Origin of the sequence: Streptomyces sp. NPDC002088 (genome assembly GCF_040296605.1) — a bacterium.
Lineage (GTDB): Bacteria > Actinomycetota > Actinomycetes > Streptomycetales > Streptomycetaceae > Streptomyces.
The window spans coordinates 1-16,536 of record NZ_JBEOXO010000050.1 but is presented as its reverse complement, the minus strand read 5'-3'; the positions used below and the strand labels follow the sequence as shown (position 1 = coordinate 16,536).

Sequence of the window (16,536 nt, the reverse complement as noted above, 5' to 3'; positions counted from 1 at the left end):
CTCCTGAGATGTGGGGGTCAGGGGGTGTACGGGCGGACGGTGGGGGCCCATCCGTCTGCGACGAACTTGTGGCCCCAGGCTTCCGAGCTGGAAGGGCTGGTCTGCACGAAGTCGTCCGGGAGCAGTTCGCCGCCGGCGCCGAACTCGATGTCGAAGCCGGTGGGCGAGCGCATGTAGAAGGAGATGAGGGTGTCGGACATGTGCCGGCCCAGGGTGACGGTGACGGGGATGTCGTCGCGTTCCTGCACCAGGTCCCAGGCGCGGCCGACGTCGTCCAGACACGTGGACTCGATCGCGATGTGCTGCACGCCCTTCATACCGGGCACGCCGACGTAGCCCAGGCAGTGGGTGCGCGGGTTGCAGCGGTAGAACTGCGGGCCCGTCACGCGGCCGTCGGGGGTGGTGGCCGTCCAGCCGCCGAACAGTTCCAGTCCGAGCACGTCGGTGGTGAAGGTCTCCAGTTCCTCAGTGATCTCGGGGACGACGAACACCACGTGCCCCACCCCGTCCGTGCCGCCGACGAAGGTACCGGCCATCGGCTTGCCCGGCAGGAACGAACCCGCGGTGAACACCGGGGCGTAGAAGATCTCGTGCGGGAAGCCGAACGGGTCCTCGAAGCGGGCGAGCCCCTGCACCTGGCGCTCGACGCACTCCTTGGCCGATCCCAGCCGGGGGGTGTAGCCCTTGGCGGTCAGTTCCGCGACGGCTTCGGTGAAGGCGGCCTTGCCCGCCAGCTCCCAGCCGACGTACGCCAGGCGCTCTTGTTTGCCCGGGTGGATCGACAGGCGGCGGTGGCGATCGTCCATCCGCAGATGCACGGTGCCGTCGGCGCCGCGTTCACCGATCTGCAGGCCGAGGACCTCGGGTCCGAATGCCAGCCACTGCTCGTGGCGGGGGGATTCGAATCCGACGTAGCCCAGAGCGTGGATCTTCACGTGATGTCTCCTGGCGGGATGCGGAAGGTGAGGGGGAAGAGCGTGCGAGGGGTCAGAAGCTGTAGGGGCCGAAGCGCCCCCAGGCCACCAGGACGGCCAGGATCAGCAGGACGGTGTTGAAGCCGATCGCGGAGGGTTCCTTGCGGCGGGCGTGGACGACTATGGCCAGGACCATCACCACGGCCAGGCCGGTTGCGGCCACCGGGGTCAGCACCGGGGCGATACCGGTGGCCGCGGGAAGGATCAGCCCGAGGGCGGCGGCGAACTCGACGATGCCGATGAAGCGGACGGTGCCGGTGGAGAAGTCGGCGACCCAGGGGAGCTTCTCGGCCAGCTTCTCCTTGGGCTGGGTGGACTTCATGACACCGGCCATCGCAAACATGAGCGCGAGCAGGGCCTGCACGATCCACAGGAAGACGTTCACAGGAGGAGATCCTTCGGAATTCGTAATAGCGAGAAGGGAGTGGGCGGGGAGGGGCGCTGCGGAGCGGCCCCCTCCCCGGGGGACGGCTGCGGTCAGCCGGTGAAGACGGCCTCGGCGCGGTCGCGGGCCTCGTGCAGCTCCCAGTACAGGGGGGCGATCTGCTCAGGCGTGGCGGTGGGAATCCCCGCGGGGCCTCCCTCGCCGATCCACACGCCGATCGCGACGTGCGCAGCGTGAACGCCGCTGCCAGCCAGCTCCTTGTTGAGGTTGATGACCCAGTTACGCAGGGCCGCGGCGGCGGCGTTGACGTTGCCGAGCATCGGGATGGGGTCGACCGAGCCGCCACCGGTGGTGAACAGCAGCGTCCCGGCGCCGGCTTCGCGCATCGCGGGCAGGACCGTACGGGCGGCTTCGACGGCGCCGTAGAAGGAGTACTCGATCTGCGGCTGCAGGTTCTCCACGGTCGCCTCGGACGGGGCGGCCATGGTGATGCCGGGTACCGGAGAGTGCGGGGCCGGGGAGTACTCCAGCACGTCGATGGCTCCGAACCGGGCTTTGGCGGCCTCCAGCGCGACGGTCAGGGAGGGCCGGTCCATGACGTCGGCGGCAAAGCCCTCGGCGGTGATGCCCTCGCCGCCGAGTTGCTCGGCCAGGGCGTCGAGCTTGTCCTTGCTGCGGGCGATCAGCGCGACGTTGTAGCCGCGGCTGCCGAAGGTGCGGGCGATGGCCAGGCCCATGCCTGGGCCGGCGCCGATGATGGCGATGGTGGACACGATCAGGCTCTTCTTTCCGTGGTGCGGGCGAAACGGGGTGGTCAGGAGCAGGTAACGGCGATCTTGCCGAGCGTCCCTGCGCCGAACGCGGCGAACGCGTCCGCGGCCTGCTCCAGCGGGAAGATGGCGGTGACCGGGACGCGCAGCGTGCCGGAGGCGGCCTTCTCGGCCAGCGCGGTCAGGGTCTGGGCGTTCGCGTCGGCCATGACGCCGTGGACGGTCACGTCCTGTCCAGTGACGGCCTCCTGGGTGAGGCCTACTGTGGAGGCGATCCGGCCGCCCGGCTTGAGCAGCCCGGCGAGCTCTGCGCCGTCGCCGGCCAGGTGCATGATCGCGTCGAAACCTTCGGGGGCGAGCGCGCGAACCTGCGCGGCGAGGTCGCCGGCGAAGTCCACCACGGCGACGTCAGCGTCGGTCAGGCCGGTGATGAAGTCGGCCTCGGCGCCGGGGCGGGCTGTGGCGATCACGCGAGCACCCGTGGCGGCGGCGAGCTGCACGGCCAGCGCGCCGACCCCGCCGGTGGCACCGGAGACCAGCATCGTCTCGCCCTTGGCGACGCCCAGGGCGGTCAGGCTGTCGAAGGCCGCGGTACCGGCCAGGCCAAGCGCCCCCGCGTCCCTGATGTCCAGGCCCGCGGGGACGTGGGCGACGCCGTAGCCGGCGGATACGGCCACGTACTCGGCCAGCGACCCGGTACCCAGGAACGGCTTCATCACCACGCCGAACACTGTGTCGCCGACGGCGAAGCCCTCCACGCCCTCACCGAGCTCCTCGACGGTGCCCGCGAAGTCCTTGCCGACCACCAGCGGGAACCGGTGCTCCATCATCCCCTGCAGGTACCCGGCCGCCGTCGCGGCGTCGAAACCGTTCACCGACGACACGGCCACCTTCACCAGCAGCTCACCGGCCTCCGGGCGGGGAGCGTCGACCTCGGCCACGGCCGGGGATGCGGGGACCTCTTTCAGCGCGACAGCACGCATCACACAACACCTCTCAATAATTGGAACGGCCTTCCCGTTTCACCCCGCCCAGCGTAACAACACAAGTGGGCACCCCGTTCCACTTAGGTAGGATGAGTGTCATGACCTCCACCGCAGCGCCGGGCGAAACCCCGGATCAGCAGCCCGGAACAGAGCTGCGCGTCGATGCCGAACGCAACCGGGACCGCATCCTGGTCGCCGCCCGCCGCCTCTTCGCCGCCGAGGGGCTCGGCGTCTCGATGGCCTCCGTCGCCCGCGAAGCAGGCGTGGGCAAAGCCACCCTCTCCCGCCGCTTCGCCACCCGCGAGGAACTGGTCAGCGCGGTCTTCGCCGACCGCATGGACGCCTACGCCTCAGCGGTCACCGACGCGCTCGCCGACCCTGACCCCTGGCACGGCTTCGCCGGTTACATCCACGCCGTCTGCGCCATGCAGGCCGCCGACCGCGGCTTCGCCGACGTCCTCACCATGACGTTCCCCGCCGCGAAGGCCCTTGAGGCCCGGCGCGCGGAAGCGTTCCACGGCATGCTCGATCTCGTCGCCCGCGCGAAAGGCACCGGCTATCTGCGTGAGGACTTCACGTCCCAGGACGTCGTAATCCTGCTCATGGCCAACGCCGGCGTCGTCAACGCCACCGGCGACGCCGCCCCCGACACCTGGCGACGGCTCGTCGCCCACATGCTCCGCTCCTACGCCACTCCCGACGCCCCCATCCCGCCGCTGCCGGACGCCCCCGCACCCGCCGCCCTCTACCGCGCCATGGTCCGCATCACCCGCCCCGGCCCTGCCTGAGACCCAACGAGCGCCGTCCGGGACCGGACGGCGCGGGCCGTCGGCGGCTAGACACGAAGCGGTCCGTCGCGTTCTCGCGCGGTGCCCTCACCGGCCCGGCGGCGACCGCCGATTGCGGCGATGTCGCCAGCGCTCCCGGGCCGGACACGCATCACCGGGACAGGACAAGCCTGCCGCGGATCGCTCGCAAAAAGCGGTGGCCATTCGCAAACTGTGCTGGCCGGTCACAGCTCGTGATCCACCGTCTGCGTCCTCGCGTGTTCGATTTTATGTTCGATAACGTGGGGTGTGGGAGGTGGGTGTCATGACTGCGGACGTACCGGCACGCCAGGTGTCGACGGTGATGCATGTGCGCTGCCCGGACCGCCTGCCGGAGGAGCTCTACCGGCAGGTCCTGGAGCAGCTGTCCGGGCTCTCGCCGGTGGTGCAGGCCCTGCCGCCCACCGCTGCGCTGGTGGAGCTGAAGGGTGCGCTGCGCTATCACGGCACTGATGTCCGACGCCTGGGGGAGATCCTGCGGGTGCGCACCCTCTCCCGCCTCGGGGTCGATGTACGGGTCGGCATCGGCCCGTCGATCACCGTGGCGGCCACCGCCTCCGGCCAGATCGACGCGCCCGGTGGTGTCCTCGCCATCGACCCGGATCAGGTCACCGACTGGCTGGGGCCCTTGCCGGTCGAGGCCCTGCACGGGATCGGCCCCCGCCAGGCTGAAGCACTGCGCGAGTACGGCATCCACTGTGTCGGCCTGCTCGCCGCCGTACCCCGTGACACGGTGCAGCGCCTGCTGGGCGGCCGGGCCGGCCGCACGGCCGCCGACCGGGCCCGCGGAATCGATCCACGCCCGGTCGTGCCGCGCACGCTGCCGCCGTCCGCGAGCGTCCGCTGCGTTTTCGACCGGCACGTCCTGGACGGCGCCGCCGTCCGCGCCGCCCTCCTGGACCTGGTGGTCCGGCTCGGGCGGCTCCTGCGCGGTCGTGATCAGGCGGCGCGTGCCCTGACGTTGACGCTCACGTTCGCCGGCAACAGCAGCTGGGAGAAGACCCGGCGCTTTCCCGAGCCGTCCGCGCACGACGACGACTTGCGCGCCCTCGCCTACCAGTTGATGGACGCCGCCGGCCTCCAGCGTGGCCGCCTGAGCGGACTCGTCCTGAAGGGCGAGGACCTCATCGGTGCCGGCCGGGTCGCCGAGCAGATCAGCCTCGACGGTGCCCGCGAGGCCCGTCTGGTTGCCGAGGCGGCCATCGACCGGGTCCGTGACAAGTTCGGCCCCGGTGTCATCGGCCCGGCCGCCGTCTTCCGACGGGCCTCGTGACCCGGTATCCCGTGGAGGTGGGGCTGTGCTGCTTGATCCGCCAGGATGGCCGGGGTGGCCCCAGGGGTTTCCCCACTGGTCCTATGTGCAGGCCGTCGACGACGCCCTCGTCGCCCGGGGGACCCGGGGGGATCGCCGAGCGGCAGGTAGGTGATGGAGGAGTCCTTGCGCCACTCGATCGGTCTGTGCGCCTGGTGACGGTCAGCGCCTGCTGGTATCCGTGGATGAGGTGACCGATGTTGTGCTGCCGGTGAGCGCCGACTCTGCGTGGACGGGGCAACGGGTGGCTCATTGAGAATGAGGTGGAGTTGTGGAAGCGGTACTTCTTGATCTCCAGATCCTGTCCGCGGCCGACGAGCCGGAGGATGAGGCCGCAGATGCCTCGATCCTGGACCCGACCAGCGACGTGAGCCTGCTTCTCTGTCACTGAGCAGCGACGGAGGACAGTTGGCGGATGGTGCCGGTGCCGCGGCACCGGCACCAGGACCATCGGCGGGAACGGACCGTGAGGGTGTCCGCTCCGGATGGACACCCGCTTGGTACGCCTTGAGCCTCACCACGCCGTGCCAGCTCGACTGAGGCACTGCCGACGGCCGGTGAAGCACGGAATTGCTGATGGAAAGGCCACCGCACCATCACCCTCACAGGTGTCCTTGTCCCTGCTGCGTGACACGCAGCCGCCGTCAGACACGGCTTCCGGAGCGTCAACTCCCGAATGAGCCTGGCCCGTGATCACTCGAAAGTGGTGTCATGGCAGGGTGAGTGATCGCGCGTCCGGGCGTCTCGGGAAGGAGTGGCTAAACCACATTCCTGCCCTGGCGGAACGAGGACATGATCACCGAGTACCACCTGTACTGTCAGGCCGATCCGCTCTTCTACGATCTGTCGCGCGTCGCTGGGAGCAGCCCTTTCGAAGCCGCCGCCCGTGACGACTTGGCGCTACCCGAGGGCTGGCGCCGGTCGCGGAACCAGCATTGGATCAGGCTTTTCCCGCCAGGGTGCCGCCTGCCGCCGCAGGGCTGGAAGATCCATCTCTCGGGCCGTCTCGACAACGCCGAGCGCCTCGTGAGGGCCACCTGGTCGTACTGCCTGAGCCGGGGCATCGCATTCAAGTTCCTGCCGGATGCCGATGCCGTCTTCCGACGCAACGCCAAGTACGCGCCCCGGAGCGGCAGCGGGAAGCTGATCACGATCTACCCGGCGGACGAGGCCGAGCTCGAGACAGTGTGCATGGAGCTCGGGCGGTTGGTCGAGGGTGAGCCGGGTCCGTACATCCTCAGCGACCTCAGGGTCGGCAACGGCCCGCTGTACGTGCGGTACGGCGGCTTCGCCCGGCGGATGTGCACCAGCGAGGACGGCGTCCGCGTGCCGGCGATCGCGGACCCGTCCGGGAAGCTCGTACCAGACATCCGTGAGCCGGTCTTCCGGATGCCGCGATGGGTCACCCTGCCCGCCTTCCTCCAGCCCTCTCTGGCAGCCCGCGCTGCCGTCACCGTGGCCGATCTGCCCTACACCGTCGACAGTGTGCTGCATCACTCCAACAGCGGTGGCGTGTACGGGGGCCGGGACGTGCGCACTGGCGAGGAGGTGGTGCTGAAGGAAGCCCGGCCGCACGCTGGCCTTACCGGCGACGGGCAAGATGCCGTCGCCCGGCTGCGCCACGAGGGCGCGATCATGCGACAGCTGACCGGGCTGAAGTGCGTACCCAGGGCTCTCGGCCACTTCACCGTCGGCGAGCATGAGTTCCTGGCGATGGAGTACGTCGACGGGACGGCGCTGCGTAAGGCATGCCGGCTCAGGTATCCGCTGATCGACAGCGGGATCGAGAAGCTGGAGCCGGCCGCGTACGCCGCCTGGGCGCTGGAGGTGTACGGCAGGGTCGAGCAGGCGGTGGCGGCCGTCCACGACCAGGGTGTCGTTCTCGGTGACCTGCACCCGTCGAACATCCTGGTCCGCCCGGACGGGCGGGTGGTGCTGGTGGACCTCGAAGGATCCGCGCCGGTTGATCAGATGCCACGCCAGCGACTGGCCGCCCGTGGGTTTCTGGCACCCAGGGACCGTACTGGATTCGCCATCGACGGTTACGCACTGGCTGTGCTGCGCCTGGAGCTGTTCTGGCCGATGACGTCTGTGCTGCACCTGGACGTGGGCAAAGCCGCGCACTTCGCTGACATCATCGCCGAGCACTTCCCGGTTCCCAGGCCCTGGCTGAACGAGGCCGTCGCGGCCATCACCGGCCGCCGACCGGCGAAGACTAGGCGCCCCAACCCCCGGCTCGACCCGGACGAGCCCGGCTGGGAGCGCGCCCGAAAGGCCCTCAGCCGGGCGATCGAGGCCAGCGCCACCCCGGGCCGGGACGACCGGCTGTTCCCCGCAGACGCCGCCCAGTTCGCCACTGCCACCGGTGGCCTCAGCCTGGCCCACGGCGCGGCCGCCGTACTCTACGCTCTGCACACCACCGGCTCCGGCCGCTTCCCCGCATACGAGCAGTGGCTGCTCGACCGGGCGACCCGGGTGGAGGACGGCACCCGGGTTGGGTTCTACCAGGGGTTGCACGGCGTCGCCCACGTCCTCGAACACCTCGGCTACCGGAACAAGGCGCTGGACGTCCTCGAACTGTGCCTGAAGGAGCCATGGGACAGCTCCGGCGACGACCTCGACGAGGGGCTGGCCGGGATCGGCCTCAATCTGCTGCACTTCGCCGACCGCACTGACGACAGCGGCTATCGCCAGGCCGCTTTCCGCGTCATCGACCTGCTCTGCTCCCGGCGTGACACCGCGGATGGTCACCAGCGCGCCGGTCTGATGCACGGAGCCGCCGGGCCGGCGCTGCTGTTTCTCCACGCCTACGAGGACAGCGGGGACACCGCACTGCTCGACCAGGCGGCCACCGCCCTGCGCCAGGATCTTCGGCGGTGCACGGTCCGCGACAGCGGCGCGATGCACGTGGATGAAGGCTGGCGGACCATGCCGTACCTGGCCAGCGGCAGCGTGGGAATCGGACTGGTCCTCGACCGATACCTGACCCACCGTGCCGACGACGAGTTCAGCGCCGCCTCCGAGGCGATCCGACGCGCGGCCCGGTCACCCTTCTACGTCCAGCCCGGCCTCTTCAACGGTCGGGCCGGCATGGTCCTCTACCACGCAGTTACTCGCCCCACCCCGCAGGCAGCCTGCGGCACGGATGCGGCAGAGCAGATCCGGCGCTTGGCCTGGCACGCTGTCGACCACTACGGCGGACTCGCCTTTCCCGGTGAACAGTTGATGCGCCTGTCCATGGACCTGAGCTCTGGAACGGCCGGCGTCCTGTTCGCCCTCGGCGCGGCTCTCCACGACCGGCGCGTTCACCTGCCCTTCCTGGACCCGCCGTGACCTGATCTCAGCTTGACTCTGACGCGTAAATAACTGCAGGTGGGTGCTCTTTCGGGCATGGGTGCCGGCCCGGTCGGAGTTGTCTCCGGGGGCTTCGGACACGCTCGTTCATCCAGCGGCGTCCATGGTTGTCGAGGTGTCCGTTGTCGCTCCGTCGGCGTCTCGGCGGTTCGCCGAACCCACGGGCGTGGCCGCCGGCCCCGGAGGACGATGGCGGTTTGGACGGTCACGTAATTTCCCAGCTCCCGGCGCCTGGGCCTGTTTCCTGAGATGATCTTGTTTAGTGGTTCTCCGGTGCTGAGTCCGAAGGCTCAGCACCGGGACGAAGATCAGACGCGGGTGGCTGAGGCTGGTCGGATGTCGGCACTCGCGAGTTCTCCGGGCGTGAAGACAGCTGCGGCAATGCGGAGTTGAGGCGGCAGCGCCGACCAAAGCTCGTCGAGGAGGTCGCTGCAGGTGTCAGCGGTCGTGCGGATCTCCATGAACGGGGTGCCGGTGGCGATCTGTTGCCCGTCCGAGTGGTACGTCGTCATGAGCACGCCCTCGCCGGGAGCCAGGTCGCTGATGTGCAGGGTGAGCCGGTTGGTGGCGGTGCGGTTCCCGGTGCTGTGTCGCGCGGCGCCGAACCAGGCCCGACCGCCCTCGTGGTTGTCCGCGATCACGGTCAGGCGGGGAGTGAAGATCGGCGGGTCCGGTTCGTAGTCCAGGCCGTCCAGGGCTAGGAGTGGAGCCTGGCCGGAGGTGAGCCGGTCGGCCACCGTGGAGACCTGCTCGCCATTGCCGAAGACCAGCCAGTTCCCGCTCTGACGGGCGGCGACGTAGTGTCGGAGGTGGTCGTGCTCGCGGGCGTCGGAGGGAGCGACGATCAGTTCACCTGCAGAGGTACGGTGCAGAGTGCGGGCCTGGGAGGCCCGGCTGCGCCCGGTGAGGAAGTAAGCGCCGAGCGTGGTGCCGTCGCCGGTTGTGCACCACACCACGCCGCGGCCAGGGTAGGAATTGTCCGTCAGTGCGTCGTTCAGCAAGTCCACTGTGGTTGCGCCCCTTTGCATCATGGCTTCGCGTCGCGAGTTCGACGGTGACATCCAAGCGGATCATGGGAAATGCAGCCTGCCCCGCACGAGCAGGCGCAGGTCGTGGCCCGGTCGTGAGCCGGCAGCAGGCGATCGCCGCATGTCCGTCTCCGCCGCCGGGCTGCGCGCGTACCGTGGCGGTAGGACCTGCGGGGAGGAACAGCCGATGAGCGCGCAGCCCGAGCACGTACCCGTCACGCCGTACGCACCCGCGCCCGGCGCTCCTGCCGAGCTGCTTGCGCAGCTGCGCGCCGACCATCGCGCTGACACCTGGGTGCCGGCCTTCGAGCGGGAGTGGGCGACGGCGTTGGAGGAGTCCCGCTGCACCTTCTCCCTCAAGACCCTGTACGAGGTTGTCCAGGTCTGGCAGGCCCGCGTCGCCTCCGCCCCGGCGGTCGACGCGTTCCTAGCCTCCGGCCGCGACGAGAGCGGCTTTGTGGACCTGGAGGACATCCGAGGCAAGCGCCGGTGACCAGTCAGCCGCCGTACGCGGTCCGGTTGTCGCCGCCAGCGGCGAAGGTACTTACCGTGCTGCCCGAGCACGCGGAAGAGATGGCCTGGGATGTCCTGGACGCCGCGGCCGGGAACCCGTGGGGCTTCCCGCAGTGGGACGCTGGCGACCCGGAGGGCGAGGACGTCCGGATTGCTTCCGTCGGCCAGCTGTCCGTCATCTTCTTCGCCAGCCGCGCCCTGCGCCACCTGTCTGTCCTGGACATCGTCTGGCTCGGCTGACCGCCTCGACCGAAAGCGCGCAGTCCTCAGAACGGAGGCGGCGTCAGCAGGGGGACATCGGCGGGCCGGAGGTCAGTGCGTGGGCGGTGTAGACGCACGGGATGGCGCCACCGCCCCGAGTCCGCCGCATGACCCCCTGTGACAGCCAACCTGGATCGATACCTGACCGCCGTCCTTCGATCTCGCCGTCACAGGCACACCGGGGCGGTCCTGAGCAGGCTCGCGCTGTCAGTGGCGGCTGGAAGGCTGCATGCCATGAACGGCGATGAGCAGCTGCTGCGCGGCCGGGTCTACGGCCACGACCACGACGACCCCGACCCGGGCCCTCGCCTCGGGCACACCTACGTCGAACTGGTCGGCGGACCCTTGGACGGCCTGCTCCTGGACGTCACCGACTGGCCGCCGGAGGAGATTGCCACCGGCGCCGCCCTGCCCACGGAGCTCGGTCAGTTCGGCGCTGGCGGCCGCGCACTGTACGACCCGCGCCCCGGCGATGCGGGCCGCTTCGACTGGTCCGGCGACAGCCCCTGACCGCTTCCGCAGCCCCAGCCTGCGCAGTAGCTACGCGATCCGGTGCGCACTGCTGTGACCTGCTGTGGTCGGGCCCATGGTCGGGGCTGGGCGGCCCTGGTCCGGCCTGCCCCGAACCAGCCGCGACCGCCTGCCCTCCGAGTAGATCACTGCCTGGCAGACTCACCCAATGCACACCACGCGCCGTCCTCTGGGCACCGGCCCCCGCCCCACTCAGGAGCAGTCGCCAACGAGCGACTCACGCGGCCGTACGGCCGCGGAGCGGGCCGCCGACGAGCCGCTCGCCCCAGCTGTCGAGGACGAGGTGGCGCAGGTGTCACCGCCAGGCCGCCGCCCGTTGGGCGCAGGGGGTGTCGGCTTCTAGAGCCTCTTGATCTTGAACCCGCGCAATCGGTCTGCGCATTCGCTTCCGTAACCACTGTGCAGGAGCCTCTCGCGGGTGGCGGCGATGCGTACAGCTGCCGTTCGGAGTGCGCAGCCTGCGCAGTCCGGCTGCCTGGCTGGCTTCGTGCGATGCGCAATCGTGCGCCCGATTGAGCAGGTTCCGGCCGGATGGCCTGCGCAACGCCGTGACCTGTGATGGTCGGGTCTGTGGTAGGGGTCCTAATGGCCGTGGTCAGGTCCGTGGTCGGGGCATTGTGCAGGCCTGCGCAATGAGCGGTTACGGGTGTGCAGAGTGCATCCATCCGACTTCCAGGCCGGGGTCCTGCACGGGGCGCCATACGGGTGGGGACGGGCCGTTGTGGAGCAACTCCGGCAGGAAGCCGGCCATCCCGCGGCGTCACGCGACGGCCCGTCCTCCAACGGAAGAGGACATTACGGGCGAACAGTCGCACCGATCAGCCACCGAACCCGCAGACGAATCGAGGCTGACCACTGCTCAGTTTGTGCCACCGAAGATTGACCGCCCAGGTCAACGTGATGGATACCGTCCCGATTGTTGGTGGCTTCGGAGCGGGGTAGGTCGCCGAGGTGAACTCATCGGCACCCGAGCCGGAACGGCTGTGCGGTTTCGGAGTAGCGAGAACACCCTTGATCAAGGGCTCGCGTCTGGGTGCCGGGCCTGAGTTCGATGCGGATGGTGTCGTCATCCTCGATGATGTAAGTGGGGTCCGTGGACTTCTGCCATCCCAGCCGCAGCAGGTAGTACCGGTGATCACGTTCGATCAGTAACCGTAGTCCGCTGTAGCGATACCGGTAGTGCGCGCCACGTCCCAGATCCTCTACGTGCGGTCCCGGCGGAGCGATGCTCAATGGGTCGGTGCTCAGTACGACCACGGCCACGCGGCGCACCAACTGGTCGGTGTCACGGCGCGCGTCCTGACGGCCGAGCTGTCCGGCTACTAGGGCCACCACCCAGATCAGGAAGAGACCTGCGACTGAAAGGGACACGGTACGCTCCCATGACGATCTGCGTGACTCGCTGGCGGGCGCGGCGGCGCGGGTCTGGCCGAGGAGCAGCCCCGCCGCCACGAGCAGGGGCGCTGACCAGGCATAGGGCTGGATCCAGCGCCACAGCAGCATCAGGACGACACCCGCGGCGACGAACCCGAGGTAAGCCCGCGCTATCGCGCGCCCGAGTTCGTGGCTGCGGCGGAGGTGACGCTCGGGGAGGCGCAGGGCGATCAACAGCCGGGGAATGGCCGGTACCAGGAGTGCCAGGGCCATGACTTCGAGAGCGGGCATGGCGGCGAGCCGCAGGCTGCGCATCACCAGCTCGAAGGTGCTGAAGCCCATGGCGAGGCTGTCCAGGTGGAAGTAGCCGAAGTAGGCGTTGGTGTAGATGTAGCCCGCGTAGAGCATCAGGGCGCCGATGAACGATGTCGCCCCGACAGCTGAGTTGATGAGTTCCATGCGGCTGCGGGTGTCGGTCTGTGGAGCGGGAGGACCTGGAGCGCGTCTGTACCGGAGGCGGCGGAGACGATTGGGTGCAGGCCCACGGCGGACGACGCGGCGGTGCGAGGGCGGGCGGGCGCGCGGGCTCGGCGAAGCGGGGAGGTCCGATCGACCCTGGGACGCGGCTGCGCACATCCCGTCAGCTCTCCTCGGGTGACACGTTGTTCTCCGGCGTAGTCGGAGCTGCCGAACAGGTCTCGTCTGGGGCCGGTGTTGGGCTGCATGAGGGCGTTGGTACTTGCGATGGGGACGGGGGGCTGCCGCTGACACCGGAGCCGGGCCCATCGATTGGCCCGGTATCCGGCGGCGGCGCTTCCACGGGGGGAATACCCAGGTCCCCATCCGCCGCACCACCGTTGTCCTGGCTGCCGACGGATCCGCTCCCGCCATCTTGACCGCCGACGGATCCGCTCCCGCCATCTTGACCGCCGACAGATCCTCCGCCGCCGTTCTGACCGGGGACCGTCACTGCGGACGAAGTCACTCCCGGCGTCCGCACTCCGCCAGGTGTGTTTCCGCCAGGTGGCCCGCCCGACGTACCGCACCCCGCGGCTCCGAAGCCCAGGACCACCACCACGGCAGCCGCTGTAGCGGTCCCGCCCCTGATCACGACAGCCGGGCACACCTGCATCCGCGCCCCCTCGCAACGGACAACTCTTCACGGCATGTAAGCACAGGATTCCATCGGATTCGGGCACTGGCCACATCCGGGGCGAAATTACGGAAGCGCGCGCTCGATCGCGGCGCCAGCGGCAGGCGTCTTCGTTTCGCGCGAGGGCGTAGAGTCCGCGGCTTGTGGGTTGTGGCGGCACAAGCCAGCAGCATCGGTTGCCGCGGCCAACCCTTGCGTCGCGACCACGGCATCCTCGGCACACCTACCGGCGATCGCCGATCCGGTGCCGAGCCAGGAAAAAAGGGCGACGGTGAGGGCACCCTCGTCGTACAGGGGGCCTGCGGGCCGCGTCGGCGTGCCCGGGTGTGCCGGTCGTGCTCGGGGTCGGGGGAGGGGGTGCCGTGCGGTCCCCTCTTGGGGTGTTTCTTCAGCACAGGGGACCGCACGGTCTGGTGCGGCGTCGAGTGGCGCCTCGGCTTTCCATGATGGGGGATACGCGGCCGGGCGTCGGCAGAAGTGATGTTTCCCCCTCAAAGGGTTGAAACATCTTTAGCTCCGGCCCTGGGCCGAGGGTGGCGCGGGGTAGCGGGCCCCGGCGCTTTCGACGCATTGTTCCGTAACTCCGTGATCACGTGGCGTGGCCCGGGGTGGGCGCGTAATGCTGGCGGCGCCTTCCTGACGGCGCTTCAGCACCGCGGTCAGGAAAGGCTGTTGGTGTGTGAACTGCTCACAGAAACCGAGTGCGATGTCGAGTAAGAAGGTGGTGACCGTTGCTGTCCTGGCGACGGTCCTCACGTGGAGCACGGTGATGACCGTGCTGGGACAGGTCACGGCCGTGGCTGCCCTGCTCCCGTCCCTGGGCCTGCTCGTGCAGCAGATAGTCCAGGCCCTGACCGCGCCCGACGGCTCCCGCCCGCCGGCCGATCCCGGCCCCGCCGCTGCGGGCGGCGGACAGGAGCCGCCCCGATGATCTGGTCCCCTGACGCCGACCAGCCGCACCCACCGGATACCTCCGGCAGGCGGGGCCGCAAGCCGGCCCCGATCTCCGAGACCGCGGGCCTGGCGCACCGGGCCTGGCTGGAGCCGGTCCGCGGCTTCCTCTTCGCCAGTGGCCTGACTCTCGACGACCTCGTCGACCGCTCCGGCTTCTCCAAGACGCGGATCAGCGAACTGCTGCGCGGCAACGGCTACTACCCCGCCTGGGAGATCACTTTCAGTGTGATCCGCGCCCTGGGACTGCCCGTTCAGCCGATGCGCCGGCTGTGGACCGCGGCGGCACGCGAAGCGCACAAGGAACCCGGCTGGATCACGCAGTGCATACAGCAGGTCGCCCTCCAGCCCGAACCCCCGCCCCTGGCCCACCGGGCGTTCACCGAGGCCCAGATGGACGCCTACACCGCCTACGCCCGCGCCTTCCTGCTCACCGACGACCGCGCCCGCTGGGTGGTCGCGGAGACCTTCGACATCCTCTGGCTGTGCTGGAGCGAGGCCGTCACCGGCGAGAACATCCGCCGCTACGCCTGGCGTCTGCTGCGCGCACGGGTCATGGCCCGCGCCCACCGCCACCACGACAACGCCCCCGACCTGCGCGCCGCCGTCTTCTCCACCGCCGAAGTCCACGACGCCGTGCCCGGCCACTTCGTCGTCCTCAGCGAACTCGTCGACCTCTTCGACGCGATCGGCCGGCTCCCGCACGACCAGATGGACGTGGCGGTGCTGCGCTACCTCTGCGACATGCCCTGCGAACAGATCCCCGACGTCCTCGGCCTGAGCCCCGCCATGGCCCACGCTGTCGACCACCACGCCCGCGCCGCCCTCGAACGCCTGCTCAGCCCACACAGCCCCTGGGAGTGACCCAGCCGCCATGCCCCCCATCGACGCCCTCCTTGCCCGCGCCCGCCTCGTCCACCACCCCAGCGTGCCCGCCGACACCGTCGCCTACGAAGACTGCACCTACCTCGATTCCGGCCACGCCGCAGTCACCCCGCTGCCCGAGGAGCCGACAGCCGACACCGCCGCCGTCCGGGACCTCGACCACCTCTGCGACGTCGTCGTCACCACCGCCGCCCCCGGCGCTCTTCAGTTCCTCACCGACCAGCTCCCCGAACCCCGCGGCGCCTGGCTGCTGGGCTGCGCACTCCACCTCGCCGGCGTCGACGACGGCGCACGATTCTGGTGGCAGTACGCCGCCGGCGCCGGACACACCCCGGCCGCCTACTGCCTCTCCCTGCACCACCACGCCCGCGGAGAAACCCACGCCGCCGCCTTCTGGTACGACCAGACCGGCCTCGAGGCAGCCGACGACTCCGACACCCTCACCGTCACTGGCGCCTGCACGCAGCACGAATTCCGCTTCGACGCCAGCATCCCCACCGTCCTGCGCATCCTCAGCCACCTCGCCACGCCCGGCCAACGACCACGCACCCACCGGGCCGACGCCATCACCAACTACGTTGCCCAAGCCGTCACCCACGGCCAGCGCCGCCACCCCGGCATCGAAATCCCCGTCCCCGAGCCCCGCTTCGCCGACCGCGTCAGCTTCATCCTCGCCCTCACCCCGCCCTGGACCCGCCGCATGGCCCGCATCGTCAACCCCGCCCTGCCCAGCCGAAGGCGCACCACCCGCACCAACGGCGCACACGCCCGTGACACCGCCGTAGAACCCGCCACAGGATGAACCCGACCATGCTCGTCCGCACCCCCGGCCGGTGCCCTCGCCAGCCGGAGCTGGCCCGCTTCCGCGTGCCGCAGCCGCCAGCACGGGCTGCCACGCGCCGGGTTCCTGGCACAGGTCCAGGAAGCAACGCAGCCGCACGCCGGGCTCGCCGGGCTCCCGGATCGTACGGTCCGCCGGAGCGATCGCCCACCGCGCGGCGAGCAGCTCCTGGATCGCGAACGCGGTCTCGTCGTCGGCGGCCGCGACTTCTCCGAACTAACTCCGTAGTGCCTTGCGAGCCGAACGAACAGGCAAACAGGCGTGGGGGGGGGGGGCCGGCGGGGGTGGGGGGGGGGGGTTTGTTTATACATTTTTAATCGGCTGGCCCCCGCCTTTTCGGGGGGGTTGATGCCGTTTGGTGCGTCGCGGGGGGCCGCCCCCCAGGGGCCGG

The 16,536-nt window shown here is 69.8% G+C and carries 16 protein-coding genes and 1 pseudogene; 10 read left to right on the top strand and 7 right to left on the bottom strand.

Annotated features, from left to right (window positions below; genetic code table 11):
• Positions 1-17 precede the first annotated feature (17 nt).
• From ABT114_RS47980 to ABT114_RS47965, 4 genes are all read right to left on the bottom strand, one after another.
• Positions 18-935, bottom strand: coding sequence for a VOC family protein (locus tag ABT114_RS47980; protein ID WP_351153060.1), 918 nt, complete (start codon positions 933-935; stop codon positions 18-20).
• A 52-nt stretch (positions 936-987) separates the two neighbouring features.
• The gene (locus ABT114_RS47975; protein ID WP_351153057.1) at positions 988-1,359 is read right to left on the bottom strand and encodes a DoxX family protein; all 372 of its coding nucleotides are present in this window, start codon (positions 1,357-1,359) and stop codon (positions 988-990) included.
• Positions 1,360-1,451: 92 nt separating this feature from the next.
• Positions 1,452-2,132, bottom strand: a complete 681-nt coding sequence (locus ABT114_RS47970) for an SDR family NAD(P)-dependent oxidoreductase (protein ID WP_351153055.1) — start codon at positions 2,130-2,132, stop codon at positions 1,452-1,454.
• A 41-nt stretch (positions 2,133-2,173) separates the two neighbouring features.
• Positions 2,174-3,112, bottom strand: a complete 939-nt coding sequence (locus ABT114_RS47965) for an NADP-dependent oxidoreductase (RefSeq protein WP_351153052.1) — start codon at positions 3,110-3,112, stop codon at positions 2,174-2,176.
• Positions 3,113-3,213: 101 nt separating this feature from the next.
• On the opposite strand from ABT114_RS47965, the gene ABT114_RS47960 reads away from it, so the two are divergent.
• The 3 genes from ABT114_RS47960 to lanKC all read left to right on the top strand — a co-directional run bounded on the left by ABT114_RS47960 (position 3,214) and on the right by lanKC (position 8,587).
• The gene (locus tag ABT114_RS47960) at positions 3,214-3,903 is read left to right on the top strand and encodes a TetR/AcrR family transcriptional regulator (RefSeq protein WP_351153049.1); all 690 of its coding nucleotides are present in this window, start codon (positions 3,214-3,216) and stop codon (positions 3,901-3,903) included.
• Positions 3,904-4,207: 304 nt separating this feature from the next.
• Positions 4,208-5,215 (top strand): DNA polymerase Y family protein, encoded by a 1,008-nt coding sequence (locus tag ABT114_RS47955; protein WP_351153047.1) that lies wholly within the window; start codon positions 4,208-4,210, stop codon positions 5,213-5,215.
• A gap of 831 nt (positions 5,216-6,046) precedes the next feature.
• The gene (gene lanKC, locus ABT114_RS47950; RefSeq protein ID WP_351153044.1) at positions 6,047-8,587 is read left to right on the top strand and encodes a class III lanthionine synthetase LanKC; all 2,541 of its coding nucleotides are present in this window, start codon (positions 6,047-6,049) and stop codon (positions 8,585-8,587) included.
• Positions 8,588-8,916: 329 nt separating this feature from the next.
• Here lanKC and ABT114_RS47945 read toward each other — a convergent pair whose 3' ends face one another.
• Positions 8,917-9,615: an IMP cyclohydrolase gene (locus tag ABT114_RS47945; protein WP_351153041.1), complete on the bottom strand. Its 699-nt coding sequence runs from the start codon at positions 9,613-9,615 to the stop codon at positions 8,917-8,919.
• A 208-nt stretch (positions 9,616-9,823) separates the two neighbouring features.
• Here ABT114_RS47945 and ABT114_RS47940 point away from each other — a divergent pair, with 208 nt between their 5' ends.
• The 4 genes from ABT114_RS47940 (at position 9,824) to ABT114_RS47925 (ending at position 11,284) form a co-directional block, all read left to right on the top strand.
• Complete coding sequence (locus tag ABT114_RS47940; protein ID WP_351153038.1) at positions 9,824-10,129, top strand: DUF6247 family protein; 306 nt, start codon at positions 9,824-9,826, stop codon at positions 10,127-10,129.
• A 56-nt stretch (positions 10,130-10,185) separates the two neighbouring features.
• Positions 10,186-10,389, top strand: coding sequence for a hypothetical protein (locus ABT114_RS47935; protein ID WP_351153035.1), 204 nt, complete (start codon positions 10,186-10,188; stop codon positions 10,387-10,389).
• 255 nt (positions 10,390-10,644) lie between these two features.
• Positions 10,645-10,920: a hypothetical protein gene (locus tag ABT114_RS47930; RefSeq protein WP_351153033.1), complete on the top strand. Its 276-nt coding sequence runs from the start codon at positions 10,645-10,647 to the stop codon at positions 10,918-10,920.
• A gap of 169 nt (positions 10,921-11,089) precedes the next feature.
• Positions 11,090-11,284: a hypothetical protein gene (locus ABT114_RS47925; protein ID WP_351153030.1), complete on the top strand. Its 195-nt coding sequence runs from the start codon at positions 11,090-11,092 to the stop codon at positions 11,282-11,284.
• A gap of 614 nt (positions 11,285-11,898) precedes the next feature.
• Here the strand turns inward: ABT114_RS47925 and ABT114_RS47920 are convergent.
• Positions 11,899-12,774 (bottom strand): hypothetical protein, encoded by an 876-nt coding sequence (locus ABT114_RS47920; protein ID WP_351153027.1) that lies wholly within the window; start codon positions 12,772-12,774, stop codon positions 11,899-11,901.
• Between the two features lie 1,400 nt (positions 12,775-14,174).
• Between ABT114_RS47920 and ABT114_RS47915 the strand changes: the two genes are divergently transcribed.
• Genes ABT114_RS47915 through ABT114_RS47905 form a run of 3 tightly spaced genes read left to right on the top strand, consistent with a single transcriptional unit; the run spans position 14,175 to position 16,106 of the window.
• Entirely contained in the window at positions 14,175-14,399 is a 225-nt protein-coding gene (locus tag ABT114_RS47915) for a hypothetical protein (RefSeq protein WP_351153024.1), read from the top strand.
• Positions 14,396-15,283 carry a SigE family RNA polymerase sigma factor gene (locus tag ABT114_RS47910; protein WP_351153021.1) on the top strand — a complete coding sequence of 296 codons (888 nt, stop codon included), beginning with the start codon at positions 14,396-14,398 and terminating at the stop codon, positions 15,281-15,283. Before ABT114_RS47915 ends, ABT114_RS47910 begins: the two co-directional genes overlap by 4 nt.
• 10 nt (positions 15,284-15,293) lie before the next feature.
• Positions 15,294-16,106 (top strand): hypothetical protein, encoded by an 813-nt coding sequence (locus ABT114_RS47905; protein WP_351153019.1) that lies wholly within the window; start codon positions 15,294-15,296, stop codon positions 16,104-16,106.
• Between the two features lie 111 nt (positions 16,107-16,217).
• Here ABT114_RS47905 and ABT114_RS50825 read toward each other — a convergent pair.
• Positions 16,218-16,343 (bottom strand): annotated as a pseudogene (locus tag ABT114_RS50825) (DUF6207 family protein); the annotation flags it as partial.
• Positions 16,344-16,536: the final 193 nt, after the last annotated feature.